This is a genomic window from Pseudomonas sp. F8002 (assembly GCF_013385495.1).
Taxonomy (GTDB): Bacteria; Pseudomonadota; Gammaproteobacteria; order Pseudomonadales; family Pseudomonadaceae; genus Aquipseudomonas.
The window spans coordinates 96,689-110,065 of the sequence record NZ_JACAPW010000024.1 but is presented as its reverse complement, the minus strand read 5'-3'; the positions used below and the strand labels follow the sequence as shown (position 1 = coordinate 110,065).

General features: G+C 60.4%; 12 protein-coding genes. 7 read left to right on the top strand and 5 right to left on the bottom strand.

Annotation, left to right across the window (positions count from 1 at the left end; all coding sequences use genetic code 11):
• Window positions 1–2 precede the first annotated feature (2 nt).
• The gene (gene ppk1 / locus HX811_RS18400) at window positions 3–2,231 is read left to right on the top strand and encodes a polyphosphate kinase 1 (RefSeq protein ID WP_003214009.1); all 2,229 of its coding nucleotides are present in this window, start codon (window positions 3–5) and stop codon (window positions 2,229–2,231) included.
• 186 nt (window positions 2,232–2,417) lie between these two features.
• Here the strand turns inward: ppk1 and ppx are convergent, their stop codons facing one another.
• Complete coding sequence (ppx, locus tag HX811_RS18395; protein ID WP_003214007.1) at window positions 2,418–3,920, bottom strand: exopolyphosphatase; 1,503 nt, start codon at window positions 3,918–3,920, stop codon at window positions 2,418–2,420.
• Between the two features lie 472 nt (window positions 3,921–4,392).
• On the opposite strand from ppx, the gene HX811_RS18390 reads away from it, so the two are divergent.
• From HX811_RS18390 to HX811_RS18375, 4 genes are all read left to right on the top strand, one after another.
• On the top strand, window positions 4,393–5,052 hold the full coding sequence (locus HX811_RS18390) for a DUF1120 domain-containing protein (RefSeq protein ID WP_008438866.1): 660 nt from the start codon (window positions 4,393–4,395) through the stop codon (window positions 5,050–5,052).
• Window positions 5,053–5,175: 123 nt separating this feature from the next.
• Window positions 5,176–5,892: a fimbria/pilus chaperone family protein gene (locus tag HX811_RS18385; protein ID WP_207241471.1), complete on the top strand. Its 717-nt coding sequence runs from the start codon at window positions 5,176–5,178 to the stop codon at window positions 5,890–5,892.
• A gap of 7 nt (window positions 5,893–5,899) precedes the next feature.
• Window positions 5,900–8,404, top strand: coding sequence for a fimbria/pilus outer membrane usher protein (locus HX811_RS18380; RefSeq protein WP_256344442.1), 2,505 nt, complete (start codon window positions 5,900–5,902; stop codon window positions 8,402–8,404).
• Window positions 8,370–8,960, top strand: coding sequence for a hypothetical protein (locus tag HX811_RS18375; protein WP_177046804.1), 591 nt, complete (start codon window positions 8,370–8,372; stop codon window positions 8,958–8,960). Before HX811_RS18380 ends, HX811_RS18375 begins: the two co-directional genes overlap by 35 nt.
• Before the next feature lie 4 nt (window positions 8,961–8,964).
• Here HX811_RS18375 and HX811_RS18370 read toward each other — a convergent pair whose 3' ends face one another.
• Genes HX811_RS18370 through HX811_RS18355 form a run of 4 tightly spaced genes read right to left on the bottom strand, consistent with a single transcriptional unit; the run spans window position 8,965 to window position 11,812 of the window.
• On the bottom strand, window positions 8,965–9,702 hold the full coding sequence (locus HX811_RS18370; protein WP_003213999.1) for an amino acid ABC transporter ATP-binding protein: 738 nt from the start codon (window positions 9,700–9,702) through the stop codon (window positions 8,965–8,967).
• Entirely contained in the window at window positions 9,689–10,339 is a 651-nt protein-coding gene (locus tag HX811_RS18365; protein ID WP_003213996.1) for an amino acid ABC transporter permease, read from the bottom strand. The genes HX811_RS18370 and HX811_RS18365 overlap by 14 nt, the downstream gene beginning before the upstream one ends.
• The gene (locus HX811_RS18360) at window positions 10,336–11,004 is read right to left on the bottom strand and encodes an amino acid ABC transporter permease (protein ID WP_003213995.1); all 669 of its coding nucleotides are present in this window, start codon (window positions 11,002–11,004) and stop codon (window positions 10,336–10,338) included. Before HX811_RS18360 ends, HX811_RS18365 begins: the two co-directional genes overlap by 4 nt.
• 22 nt (window positions 11,005–11,026) lie before the next feature.
• A complete protein-coding gene (locus HX811_RS18355; protein ID WP_177046802.1) occupies window positions 11,027–11,812 on the bottom strand; it encodes a transporter substrate-binding domain-containing protein in 786 nt (261 codons plus the stop codon).
• A 255-nt stretch (window positions 11,813–12,067) separates the two neighbouring features.
• On the opposite strand from HX811_RS18355, the gene HX811_RS18350 reads away from it, so the two are divergent.
• Together HX811_RS18350 and trxA are read left to right on the top strand one after the other, a co-directional pair.
• Window positions 12,068–12,763, top strand: coding sequence for a FadR/GntR family transcriptional regulator (locus HX811_RS18350; RefSeq protein WP_177046800.1), 696 nt, complete (start codon window positions 12,068–12,070; stop codon window positions 12,761–12,763).
• A 121-nt stretch (window positions 12,764–12,884) separates the two neighbouring features.
• Complete coding sequence (trxA, locus tag HX811_RS18345; RefSeq protein ID WP_003213989.1) at window positions 12,885–13,214, top strand: thioredoxin TrxA; 330 nt, start codon at window positions 12,885–12,887, stop codon at window positions 13,212–13,214.
• Window positions 13,215–13,377 lie beyond the last annotated feature (163 nt).

The window sequence follows — 13,377 nt, the reverse complement described above, 5'->3', positions numbered from 1 at the left end:
CGATGAATACCGAAGGACTCACAGAAGTTGCCGTAAAAGACGCTCACCCGGTGGTCGAACAAGCTACCGAGACCCCGCCGGAGCTGGAGCCGGCCCCGCCTGCCGTGGTGGCCGAAGCGCCCGCTGCCGCGCCGGTACCGGTGGTTGCGGTTACCAACCTGGATGACAGCAGCCTGTACATCCATCGCGAGCTGTCACAACTGCAATTCAACATCCGCGTGCTGGAACAGGCACTGGATGAGTCCTATCCGTTGCTGGAGCGGCTGAAATTCCTGCTGATCTTCTCCAGCAACCTGGACGAGTTCTTCGAGATCCGTGTCGCCGGCCTGAAGAAGCAGATCACGTTCGCCCGTGAACAAGCCGGTGCCGACGGCCTGCAACCGCATCAGGCCCTGGCCCGCATCAGCGAGCTGGTACACGGCCACGTGGACCGCCAATACGCGATCCTCAATGACATCCTGCTGCCGGAACTGGAAAAGCATCACGTGCGCTTCATCCGGCGCCGGCACTGGACCACCAAGATCAAGACCTGGGTGCGCCGCTACTTCCGCGACGAAATCTCGCCGATCATCACCCCCATCGGCCTCGACCCGACGCACCCGTTCCCGCTGCTGGTGAACAAGAGCCTGAACTTCATCGTCGAGCTGGAAGGTATCGATGCCTTCGGTCGCGACTCGGGCCTTGCGATCATTCCGGCACCGCGCCTGTTGCCACGGATCATCAAGGTACCGGAAGAGGTGGGGGGCGCTGGCGATAACTATGTATTCCTTTCGTCGATGATCCACGCCCACGCCGATGACCTGTTCCAGGGCATGAAGGTCAAGGGCTGCTACCAGTTCCGCCTGACCCGTAACGCCGACCTGGCGCTGGACTCCGAAGACGTCGAAGACTTGGCCCGCGCCCTGCGCGGCGAGCTGTTCTCCCGTCGCTACGGTGATGCGGTGCGCCTGGAAGTGGCGGACACCTGCCCGAAACACCTGTCCGACTACCTGCTCAAGCAGTTCAACCTGAGCGAGACCGAGCTGTACCAGGTCAATGGCCCGGTGAACCTGACGCGTCTGTTCAGCATTACTGGCCTGGACAGCCACCCGGAGCTGCAATACACGCCGTTCACCCCGCAGATCCCGAAACTGCTGCAAAACAGCGAGAACATCTTCAGTGTGGTGAGCAAGCAGGACATTCTGCTGCTGCACCCATTCGAGTCCTTCACCCCGGTGGTCGACCTGCTGCGTCAGGCCGCCAAGGACCCGCATGTGCTGGCTGTGCGCCAAACCCTGTACCGCTCCGGCGCCAACTCGGAAATCGTCGATGCGCTGGTGGATGCCGCGCGTAACGGCAAGGAAGTGACGGCGGTGATTGAACTGCGGGCGCGGTTCGACGAAGAGTCCAACCTGCAACTGGCCAGCCGCCTGCAAGCGGCCGGTGCGGTGGTGATCTACGGCGTGGTCGGCTTCAAGACCCACGCCAAGATGATGCTGATCCTGCGCCGCGAAGCCGGTGAGATCGTGCGCTACGCCCACTTGGGCACCGGCAACTACCACGCCGGCAACGCCAAGCTCTACACCGACTACAGCCTCCTGACCTCCGACGACGCGTTGTGTGAAGACGTCGGCAAGCTGTTCAGCCAGTTGATCGGCATGGGCAAGACCCTGCGCATGAAGAAACTGCTGCACGCGCCGTTCACCCTGAAGAAGGGCATGCTCGACATGATTGCCCGCGAGACCCAGTTCGCCCTCGAAGGCAAGCCGGCGCACATCATCGCCAAGTTCAACTCGCTGACCGATCCGAAGATCATCCGCGCGTTGTACAAGGCCAGCCAGTCGGGTGTGCGTATCGATTTGGTGGTGCGAGGCATGTGCTGCCTGCGGCCGGGCATCGCCGGGGTATCCCATAACATCCACGTGCGTTCGATCATCGGGCGCTTCCTGGAGCACACGCGGGTGTTCTACTTCCTCAATGGCGGCGAGGAGCAGATGTTCCTCTCCAGTGCCGACTGGATGGAGCGCAACCTCGACAAACGCGTGGAGACCTGCTTCCCGGTGGAAGGCAAGAAACTGATCATGCGGGTCAAGAAGGAGCTGGAAAGTTATCTCACCGATAACACCCACAGCTGGAGCCTGCAGTCGGACGGGCGCTACGTGCGCAACACCCCGACCGGCAACCAGAACCCGCGCAGCGCCCAGGCGACATTGCTGGAGAAGCTGGGCAGCCCGATTCTGACGGTGAACTAAAAACCGACGCGGTCAAAAATGTGGGAGCGGGCTTGCTCGCGAAAGCGGTGGATCAGTCGATGAATCTGTTGACTGACACTCCGCCTTCGCGAGCAAGCCCGCTCCCACATTTGTTTTGTGGCGTTGGATTGTTCCCACGCTCTGCGTGGGAATACATCCTGTGACGCTCCGCGTCACTCACTCATATCAGCGCACGTTCAGCGTGAACCCAACCCGCGTCAGCCACTCGGCTTCCTGGGCGAAATCCGCCTGGGTCAGCTGGTTTTCATCCAGCCAGTTCTTCGGAAATACCACGTCCAGGCTGTCGGCATTGGCCCGCAGGACCACTTGCGGCATTTCCTGGGTACCACGGATGTGGTGGAACAGGATCGCAAACCGCAGCAGCGCGCACAGGCGAATCAGCTTGATGCCCTCGGCACCGAACTCGGCAAACTTGTCCCGGGGGATGTTGCGGCGGTGGCCGCGTACCAGCAGCGCGAGCATCTGCTGGTCTTCACGGGAGAAACCCGCCAGGTCCGAGTGCTCGATCAGGTAGGCGCCGTGCTTGTGGTAATGGTAGTGGGCGATGTCCAGCCCCACTTCATGGACCTTGGCCGCCCAGCCCAGCAGTTCACGCCACACGCCGTCTTCCAGGTCCCAATCCGCTGCGACCTGGTCGAAAGCATGCAGCGCCTTGCGTTCAACCCGCGCCGCCTGTTCCAGGTCGACGTGGTAACGCTCCATCAACGAGCTGAGGGTGCGCTCACGGACGTCTTCATGATGATGACGGCCCAGCAGGTCGTAGAGCACCCCTTCACGCAGGGCGCCATCGCAGTGGTCCATGCGTTGCAGTTCAAGGGCGTCGAAAATCGCTTCGAGAATCGCCAGGCCCGCCGGGAAAATGGTGCGGCGATCAGGCTTGATGCCTTCGAAGTCGATCTTCTCGGCATCCCCCAGCTTGAACAGCTTGCGCTTGAGCCAGGCCAGGCCTTCGGCGTTGACCTCGCCAGTGCCATGGCCGCCGGCCTTGAGGGCCAGGCCGATGGCGCGGATGGTGCCGGACGAACCGATGGCCTCATCCCAGGTCAGGCGGTGCAGGGCGTGCTCGATGCTCATGATCTCCAGCCGCGCCGCCGTATAAGCCTGGGCGTAGCGGGCCGGGGTGATCTTGCCGTCCTTGAAATAGCGCTGGGTGTAGCTGACGCAGCCCATTTGCAGGCTTTCGCGCAGCAGCGGCTCGAAGCGCTGGCCAATGATGAATTCGGTACTGCCACCGCCGATGTCGGCCACCAGGCGCTTGCCCGGAGTGTCGGCCAGGGTGTGGGACACGCCGAGGTAGATCAGGCGCGCTTCCTCGCGGCCGGAGATGACCTCTACCGGGTGCCCGAGGATCTCCTCGGCGCGGCGGATGAACTCGCCCCGGTTGCGGGCTTCGCGCAGGGCGTTGGTGCCGACGATCCGCACGGCGCCCGGGGGCATGCCGTTGATCAGTTGGGCAAAGCGCTTCAGGCAATCGAGCCCGCGCTGCATGGATTCTTCATTGAGCTGACGCTCGTCGTCGATCCCGGCAGCCAGCTGCACTTTCTCGCCGAGCCGCTCAAGGATGCGGATTTCGCCGTTCTGGGCCTTGGCCACGACCATGTGAAAGCTGTTGGAGCCCAGGTCGATGGCGGCGATCAGGGACAGATTCTTGGCTTGGGATTGCGGCATGGTTAAGGGGTCTCGGTCGATAACCTCGCCATCGTGCCACGATCAACCGCTGACGCCAACGCGTAGTGCTTCCGGAATTCGCTCATCGGTGTCTTGGAGGAAAATCTGCGAGATATGTAGGGTGATTCTTGATGCACCTGGCGATTGTTCCGTAGGGCAAGTGGAATAACGGAAATCTCCAGCGTTAATAGGCTTCCTGAATATGCCTACATGTCTGGGTTATTTGTTCCAGTCGATAATTAAGTCAGGACTACTTCAAGTATGACCTAAGGGGACATTGTTTTTTTACCGCTCTGACACTAGTTCAGGCGTCGTCTCATTCTTTCTTCGGGTGTTTACGAGAGAGACTGTCACTCGGCAATTAGGCCGTGGTGTTAACTATTTGTAGTTTGCCTATCAAGGTTGATAGCAGTTGGGCATGGAATAGCCCGGCGAACCACATGCACCTGAGAACTTCAGTGACAGGATGAACATGAACAGAACATTTGGTTTGGCAATAGTGGTCGTTGGCCTGGCGGTAAGCATGGGTACTCAAGCAAATACAAGTGGTGCCGGGAACCTGAGAGTCACCGGAACCATTAAACCAGCTGCATGCACGGTAAACCTCGGCGCCACAGGCGGCACCGTTGATTACGGTACGATCAATGCATCGAGCATTCCGCTGACCTCTTTCTATCCTCTGCCGGAAAAGTCGCTGCCGTTAAACGTCAACTGTGGTGCGGCGGCTGCCCAGATGGCACTGTCCGTTACTGACTCACAAACAAACAGTGTCGTAAGGGGGATCCTGGGAACCGGCTTCACCGACAACCACAACTTTGGTCTTGGCGCGGTCGGAACCAGGAATACCGGTGGCTATTCGATCAGGCTCGCCACCTTGACCACTGTCGGCGCTACGCTGTACCCGCTTAGAAGGACAAGCTCCGGCGGTGCCTGGAGCACCAGTGACGGCAAGGTCGAAAAATCTCCTTACCAGCACTCCTGGAGCCGTAATAACAACACAACTCCAGCCGCGGTCTCTTCCGTTACCGGCACTCTCGTAGTCAAGGCTGTGATCAATCGCGGCGATGCACTGGATCTCAGCAGGGATATTCAATTGAATGGAGCTGCTACTTTGGTAGTCACTCGAATCTAACTCTATAAACATGGCCAGCATTTAGTAGGCGGTCGCGCACCGTGGCTTCGTGCTGGCTCTTTATATGCGTATAGGTATTTCGTGATTGTCAACGGTGCGTTATCTGGTTGCGGGTAGAGTTCGATGAGTCGTCTTTTAAATACAGTTAATGCTCTGTTCTGGTGTGCGAATCTTTATTTTTTAGTCTCTGGCAGTGTAAGAGCGGATGGAATGGAGCCGGAAACATCCGTTGTTATTCTTTATGAAGAGAACGGTGAAGCGACGATCAACGTAAAAAATACGGACGCTGGCCCTGCTTTACTTCACACAGTCATTCAAAACGTCCCGGAAGATCCGGAGACACTCTTGATCGTTACGCCTCCTATCGCCCGTGTCGAACCGGGCGAAACACAACTTGTGCGGTTTATCAGTACCTTGAAGCAGCCGCTCAAGACTCAGCGATTGAAGCGCGTCACCTTTGAAGGTATTCCGCAGGCGCGCGCCGAAGGGCGCTCGACCATTGGAGTGACCATTCGACAGGACTTACCGCTGATCCTGCATCCCCAGGGCTTGCCGCGGCATCAGGAGCCATGGAAGTTGCTGAAGTGGAAGCTGCGGGGAAATCGGCTGACGGTTCATAACGACAGTGCCTACGTGGTCCGAATGGGGCTGGAGGTGCACCTGCTGCCGTCGAGGCACCCGGCGATATTGCCGCGCACCTATATCCTGCCTGGCGAAGTGTTATCGACCCGCATCGAAGAGGCGGTGGCCCAGGTCAGCGGTGTCGAGATTCAACCCGCGACGGTCTACGGGTATTCGGCAACCGCCTACGAAGCCTCTGTTGTTGTCGAGGCGGGTTGAGCGGTCTATGAGAAATGCTACCCATGCAAACGATTGGAGCCTCTCTGTACGACCCATTCGAACCTCGGTTTCCCGGACTTGTATCGGCCTGGCAACGCTGTGGAGCCTTCCCGCCTGCGCGCTGGAACTCGGATCGGGTTTTGATCTGGCGGTCTTGTCGGCGAACGGGATCGACCCGAAGGTTGCCCATTATTTTCGCAGTGCTGCGCGATTCCGCGAGGGCGTGCACGTGGTGGGGCTGCAGGTCAACGGCACCTCATTGGGCCTGGTGGAGGCACGCTTCGACTACCAGGGGCAGTTGTGTTTTACCCCGGTCCTGCTGGACAAGGCCGGGTTGCGGTTGCCCGCCGCGATTATTCGGCCGGGCATCGCGCCCGATCAGGCGTGTCATGACTTTCTCGGTGCTTACCCCGCGACCATCGTCAAGTTGCGCCCCGGCAGCGATGAGGTATCGCTGGTGGTGCCTACTCAGTCAATGCGCGAGGCCGAATGGGATGTCGGCAGTTTCTCCCAGGGCGGCACGGCAGCCTTGTTCAATTACGATGTGCAGGGATTCGAAGAGCGCTTCAACAGCGACTCTTCCCGCTCGGTTTCGGCCTACACCGAGGCGGGATTCAATATCGGCAACTGGATCGTCCGAAGCCGCCAATTCTTTGTCTCCGATAACGGCAAGCGCAGCAGCGAGCATGTGAATGCCTACGCCCAACGCGATTTCGCGCCCCTGAAGTCGACCTTCCAGGTCGGGCAGATTTCCAGCAACAACCCGGTGTTCGGTGGGTTACAGCTGTCGGGTTTCCAGCTCTCGCCGGATGGCCAATCGCGCAGTCCGGGTGGCAGCAGCGTGGTGGTCGAAGGTCTGGCCCAGAGCCCATCCCGGGTCGAGGTGCGCCAGGCCGGGGTGTTGATCCATACCACACTGGTACCGGAAGGCCCGTTCACGTTGACCGGATTACCCATACTCAATGGCACCAGCGATCTTGAGGTCAGTGTCATTGGCACTCGCGGTGGCAGGCATGGGTTCACCGTCCCTGCCGCGTCCTTTGCGGGGGCGGTACCGATAGAGCCCGGTTATTACTTCTCCCTGGGCAAGGTGCGCGGGGCAAATCCGGGTGCCGGGGAGCCTCCGGTCGTGGCGATGGGCAGTGGAACCTGGGGATTGGGGCGCAACTCGTCACTGGGATTCGGCCTGTTGAGTACCGACGAATACCAGGCGGCGGGTGGCGTGTGGAGCAGTGTTTTTTTCCAGCACCTTTCGGTTGGCGTGCGCCAGAACCTGTCTCGCGATGGCCGGGACGAAGTTACCGGGGCTCGCAGCTCCGTCACCGTGGGAAGTCCGCTGTTCGCCGGCATTGAAATGACGTCGAGTGCCACTACCCAGACGCGGGGTTATCGCGAAGTACTGGAAGTGGGGCAGTCGACGCGGCGTGACCAGCGGGATGCCCGCTTCAAGGACCAATACACGGTAGGTTTGAGTTGGGTAGACCCGTCCCTGGGAGGCTTTTCCGTCAGTTATTCCCGCAGCTCGCAATTTGATGATCGCTCCGCCGAGCACGTCTTTGCCTCATGGAACCAGCAGTTCAATGACACCCAGGTGGCTTTGATTGCGGATTCCCGGGTGGGCGGCTCTCGACCGCGCAAGGGCAAGAACACCGTTCGAGACGAGCGCAGCGATGTGTCGGATAAGGGGCTTTCGCTTCGGTTGCAGGTCACCGTGCCGTTCGGTGGGGATCGCCGCGTCACCTCGTATGCCAGTCGGCGGGGCGACAGGTTCGATCTTGGGACCGCCTTCAGCGATCGGGTCAACGACTATGTGAACTATGAAGTGGGGGTTGCGCGTGAGCAGGCGAGCCGTACACAGGCTGTTCACGCCCGCGTGAATGCCATGCCGCGTTACACCCAGATAGGGCTGGGTGTGCGACATGATTCATTGAGCACCGGGTATACCGGCCAATTGCAGGGCGGCGTGGTGGTCCACGATAGGGGCATGACGTTCTCGCCCTATGCCGTCCAGGACACCTTTGGCATTGTCTCGGTGGGTAATGTCGGGGCAGCCAAGGTTTCGACGCCGCAGGGGCCGGTCTGGACTGACTACCGCGGGCAGGCGGTGATCGCCAGCCTGCCTGCCTACCGCAGCAGCAATGTCGAGGTGCAAACCCAATCCCTGCCCAAGCGCATCGATCTGAAAAACGGCACCAAGGTCCTTGCGGCCGGACGCGGTTCCTTCAACACGATCGATTTCGAAGTAGTGAAAGTGCGCCGTGTATTGCTTGAGGTCCGTGACGCGCACGGCCAACCCTTGCCCCAGGGAGCCTCGGTTTTCGACAGCAACAATGCTTTCCTGACCAGCGTCGTGGGCGAGGGCATGGTCTTCCTTAACAGCCTGGATGAGTCGCGAGCGCTGAACATCTCCTTGCCAGATTCAAGCACCTGCTCGTTGCAACTGAACCTTGAGCCAGAATCCAATGACGACAAATTCTATGAAACAGGTTCGGCGGTCTGCCGTACCCTCTGAGCCGATGGGGCCTTTTGACGGTGGACGTCTGCGTCATGGGCTTATCCTTTACCTGCTGCTGTTTGTCGTGGTGTTGGCCAATGAGGCGCGGGCAGATAACTGCCAGGTGTTCTTGAGCCAGCCCCGGGTTGATTACGGTCTGGTTCGCCAAGCCGAGCGGGGCCACCCACAGATCGCGCTGGGCAAGCGCACGCTTCGCCTGAGCATGGCCTGTGAGGTGCCTGTATCCATGGCGCTGCGCTTTACGGGCGTACCCGCAGGCCTGGAGGGCTTTCGGTTTGGGCACCAGGGGCATTTCACCCTGAGCCTGCAGTCCGCTCAAGTCGATGGAAAATCCGTTGAGCTGGTAACGCCGCACCTGTCTGAAGAGCCGGCGACCGGACGATTGCTGCCGGGCCATAGGCTTGTTGCACACGTAGCGGGTATGCCGGTGCATGGGCGCCGCTTCACCGCCCTGGTCAACGTCGAGACCTTCCTGCCTGCGGCTTTGCTGGCCGTCAGGGATGAAACGACATTTGAGGGGCTGGGCGGTTTTGAGTGGGCGCCCGGGGCCTGATGCCTCAGTCCGTGCGCTCCACCGAACCGATGAAGTTGGCCAGCTCCGCGGTCTGCGGATTGGCAAACAGGATTTTCGGGTCGCCCACTTCATGCACCTTGCCCTGGTGCATGAACACCAGCTTGTCACCCACTTCCCGGGCAAAACGCATCTCATGGGTGACCATGATCAGTGTCATGCCATCCTTGGCCAGTTGGCGCACTACGCTGAGCACTTCGTTGACCAGCTCCGGGTCCAGGGCCGAGGTGATTTCATCGCACAGCAGCACTTTGGGCGACATCGCCAGTGCCCGGGCGATTGCTACCCGCTGCTGCTGGCCGCCGGACAAACGATCGGGGAACGCGTCGAACTTCTCCCCCAGCCCAACGCGCTCGAGCATTTGTCGCGCCAATTGTGCGGCCTTGGCTTTCGGCACTTTCTGCACCACTTGCGGCGCAAGCATGACGTTTTCGCCCACCGTCAGGTGTGGGAACAGGTTGAACTGCTGGAACACCATGCCGACTTTCTGCCGCAGGGTGCGCAGGTCGGCGCGGGCGGCGTCGAGGTATTCGCCGTCGACCTCGATCACGCCGTCGTTGATCGACTCCAGGCCATTGAGGGTGCGCAGCAGGGTGGATTTGCCCGAGCCGCTGCGACCGATGATCGCCACCACCTGGCCTTCTTCGACACTCAGGTCAATGCCCTTGAGTACGTGGTGATCGCCGTAATATTTATGCAGGGCGGAAATTCTAAGCAGAGGCATGCAGTCTCCTTTCCAGGTAGCGCGCACTGAGGGACAAGGGGTAGCAGAGCAGGAAGTAACCCAGCGCCACCAGGCCATAGACCATGAAGGGTTCGAAGGTAGCGTTGGCGAGCATGCCGCCGGTCTTGGTCAGCTCGGTGAAGCCGATGATCGAGGTCACGGCGGTGCCCTTGACCACTTGCACCGAGAAACCCACGGTTGGCGCCACGGCAATGCGCAGGGCCTGGGGCAGGATCACGTAGCGCAATTGCTCCAGCGGGTTCAGGGCCAGGCTCGCGGACGCCTCCCATTGGCCGTGGGCGATGGAGTCGACGCAGCCACGCCAGATTTCGGCCAGGTAGGCGCTGGTGAACAGGGTCAAGGCAATCGCCGCCGCCAGCCAGGGCGAAATGTCCACGCCGAGCAAGGCGATGCCGAAGAACACCAGGAACAGTTGCATCAACAGCGGCGTGCCCTGGAACAGTTCGATATAGGTGCGGGCGACATTGCGCGGGAACGCCTTGGTGCTGATGCGCATAGTCATCACCAGCAAACCGATCACGCCGCCGCCGATGAACGCCACCAGCGACAGCAGCAAGGTCCACTGCAAACCGGTGAGCAGGTTGCGCACGATGTCCCAGAACGAAAAATCACTCATCGGGCGTTCCTCATGACATAGCGCCGGCCGATCCAGTTCAGCAATTGGCGGATCATCAGCGCCATGCACAGGTAGACCAGGGTCGTCAGCGCATAGGTTTCAAAGGCGCGGAAGTTGCGCGACTGGATAAAGTTGGCGGCAAAGCTCAGTTCCTCGGTGGCGATCTGCGAGCAGACCGCCGAGCCGAGCATCACGATGATGATCTGGCTGCTCAGGGCCGGCCAGACCTTGCCCAGCGCGGGCAGCAACACCACATGGCGGAACGCCTCGAAACGTGTCATCGCCAGCGCGGCCGCCGCTTCCAGTTGCCCGCGGGGGATCGCCTGGATCCCGGCGCGGATGATCTCGGTGGAGTACGCCCCCAGGTTGATCACCATCGCCAGCACTGCCGCCTGCCATTCGGTGATTTTCAGGCCGAGGGACGGCAGGCCGAAGAAGATGAAAAACAACTGCACCAGGAACGGCGTGTTGCGGATCAACTCGACGTACACGCCGAAGATCCAACTGAACGGCTGGATCTTCCACGCCCGCACCACGGCGCCGACGATTCCCAGCGCCACACCCAGCACGGCGCCGATGGCGGTCAGTTCAAGTGTGAACAGCGCGCCGCGCAGCAACAGATCGGTATTGGCCAGGACCGGCACAAAGTCGAATTGATAGGCCATAGGCTAACCCTCGTTACCGCGCTCAGAGATCAGCCGGCAGCGGCTCTTTGAGCCACTGCAATGCATTCTTTTCCAGGCTGCCGTCGGCCTTGGCCGCGACCAGGATCTGGTTCACCTTGTCCAGCAGCGCCGGCTCGTTCTTGTTCACGCCCACGTACACCGGCGAGTCCTTGAGCTTCACTTTCAGTGCCGGCACGCGCTTGGGGTTGCGTTCGCTGATGGCCACCATCACCACGTTGCCGCTGGCGATCAGGTCCACCTGGCCGGCGAGGTAGGCGGCGATGGTCGAGTTGTTGTCTTCAAAGCGCTTGATCGTCGCCTCTTTAGGCGCCACGGCGGTCAGCTCGATGTCTTCGATGGCGCCACGGGTCACGCTGATGGTTTTGCCCTTGAGGTCGTCAACGGTGCTGATCGGCGCATCGGGTGGGCCGAATACGGCGAGGTAGAAGGGCGCGTAGGCCTTGGAGAAGTCGATGACCTTCTCGCGCTCGGCGTTCTTGCCCAGGCTGGAAATCACCAGGTCGACCTTGCCGGTGGTGAGGAACGGGATGCGGTTGGTGCTGTTGACCGGGGTCAGTTCAAGCTTGACCTTGAGCTGGTCGGCCAAAAGCTTTGCGGTGTCGATGTCCAGGCCGCGGGGCTTCATGTCCGGGCCGACCGAGCCGAACGGCGGGAAATCCTGGGGCACGGCCACCTTGAGGGTGCCACGGGCGACGATATCGTCCAGACCGTTGGCCTGGGCGGGCGCCTGGCTCAGCATCAGGCTGGCAAACAGGGCAGTGAGCAGGGCGCTGTAACGCTTGGTCATGGCGACTCTCCGAAAAGGACGAAAGGATTTTCCGATTTTTGTCAGTGCACAGCCCATGCCAGCACCGCCGTATTTCGCGCCAGAGCCGGTGGCTGTTGAGTCTTGGCGGTCTTACTGGTCTGAACAGTTACTGGGTTTTCTGCACCCTTTTCGAGCGCCGTCAAAACCGCGCGAGCCCCTTTGGGGCGTGGCTTGCCGGGCGCTGCGAATAGCTTTACAACTAGCCGCTCAGTTGACTGGAAACCTGAGTTTCTTATGAATTTCATCGCCCAAGCCGTACCGGAAGTGGCGCTACAGGCCATCCGCAAATTGATCGCTGACGAGGGCTTCGGGCCGGGTGATGCGTTGCCCTCCCAGCGCGACCTGGCGCTGCAATTGGGCGTGAGCCGGGCCTCTTTGCGTGAAGCCTTGTCGTCCCTCAGTGCCTTGGGCGTGGTAAGTGTGCAGCCGGGCAAAGGCGTGTTCGTGCAAGCGGCCGAAGAGCTGCCGGGGTTGGCCTGGCCGTTTACGGCACAGGCGACGCCGCTGGATATCTTTCAACTGCGCTACGCCCTGGAAGGTTTTGCGGCGGGGCTGGCGGCGGTGACGCTGACCACCGGGGAGTTGGACATCCTGGAAGATAACGTCGAGGCGATGCGCAAGGAGCTGAAGGCCGGTGATTTCGAGGCAGCCGCCCGGCTGGACTTCGAATTCCACCGGCGCATCCTGCTGGCCAGCGGCAATCAGGCGATGGTGAGCATCCTCAGCGCCAGTGCCGAGGTGTTCCTGGAGAGCCAGAAACTACCGTTCATCCGGCCGGAGCGGGCCATGGAGACCTGGCAGGAGCACCGCAAGGTCCTCCGTGCCCTGGCCCGACGCGCCAGCGGGGCGGCGCAGAAAAGCATGCAGGAACATGTGCGTAACGCGGCGTTGCGTACAGGGATTGCCTTCATCACTCCCGTAACCCCATGAGTTGGGCTATACCCAAACTCATGCGCCATCATAGGAAGAGTCAATCAGCTGCAGCTTCCTGAACGCGGGAAGGGCGGCTATGATGGGCAACGTTTTTTTTGCTTACAACCCGGAGACATCCATGAGCAACGATCTTATCAAGCACGTCACCGACGCGACCTTCGAGGCCGAAGTACTGAAGGCCCAGGGCCCGGTGCTGGTTGACTACTGGGCTGAGTGGTGCGGTCCTTGCAAAATGATCGCTCCGGTCCTGGACGACATTGCCACCACTTACGAAGGCAAGTTGACCATTGCCAAGCTGAACATCGATGACAACCAGGAAACTCCGGCCAAGCACGGCGTGCGTGGTATCCCGACCCTGATGCTGTTCAAGAACGGCAACGTCGAGGCCACCAAGGTCGGCGCGCTGTCGAAGTCCCAGCTGCAAGCTTTCCTCGACGCCAATATCTAAGCGTCCTCAAAAAGCCCCGCAATTTGCGGGGCTTTTTCGTGAAACAGGGCTAGACGCTCTGAAACTCAGGTGGTACATTCGGCCCCGCACTGGTTTCTCCACTGCCCCCTGCAAGCCGTCGCCGACGCTCTCCTTTTCGATTAGTACGCGATCCTGTCGCCTT

Bases quoted from the DNA above. Each gene is read 5' to 3' on its own strand.
- HX811_RS18385 (WP_207241471.1), top strand. From the start codon at position 5,176: ATGAGTCGTCTTTTAAATACAGTTAATGCTCTGTTCTGGTGTGCGAAT.
- HX811_RS18390 (WP_008438866.1), top strand. From the start codon at position 4,393: ATGAACAGAACATTTGGTTTGGCAATAGTGGTCGTTGGCCTGGCGGTA.
- ppk1 (WP_003214009.1), top strand. From the start codon at position 3: ATGAATACCGAAGGACTCACAGAAGTTGCCGTAAAAGACGCTCACCCG.
- HX811_RS18375 (WP_177046804.1), top strand. From the start codon at position 8,370: ATGAAACAGGTTCGGCGGTCTGCCGTACCCTCTGAGCCGATGGGGCCT.
- HX811_RS18355 (WP_177046802.1), bottom strand. From the start codon at position 11,812: ATGACCAAGCGTTACAGCGCCCTGCTCACTGCCCTGTTTGCCAGCCTG.
- HX811_RS18380 (WP_256344442.1), top strand. From the start codon at position 5,900: ATGAGAAATGCTACCCATGCAAACGATTGGAGCCTCTCTGTACGACCC.
- trxA (WP_003213989.1), top strand. From the start codon at position 12,885: ATGAGCAACGATCTTATCAAGCACGTCACCGACGCGACCTTCGAGGCC.
- HX811_RS18350 (WP_177046800.1), top strand. From the start codon at position 12,068: ATGAATTTCATCGCCCAAGCCGTACCGGAAGTGGCGCTACAGGCCATC.
- ppx (WP_003214007.1), bottom strand. From the start codon at position 3,920: ATGCCGCAATCCCAAGCCAAGAATCTGTCCCTGATCGCCGCCATCGAC.
- HX811_RS18365 (WP_003213996.1), bottom strand. From the start codon at position 10,339: ATGAGTGATTTTTCGTTCTGGGACATCGTGCGCAACCTGCTCACCGGT.
- HX811_RS18360 (WP_003213995.1), bottom strand. From the start codon at position 11,004: ATGGCCTATCAATTCGACTTTGTGCCGGTCCTGGCCAATACCGATCTG.
- HX811_RS18370 (WP_003213999.1), bottom strand. From the start codon at position 9,702: ATGCCTCTGCTTAGAATTTCCGCCCTGCATAAATATTACGGCGATCAC.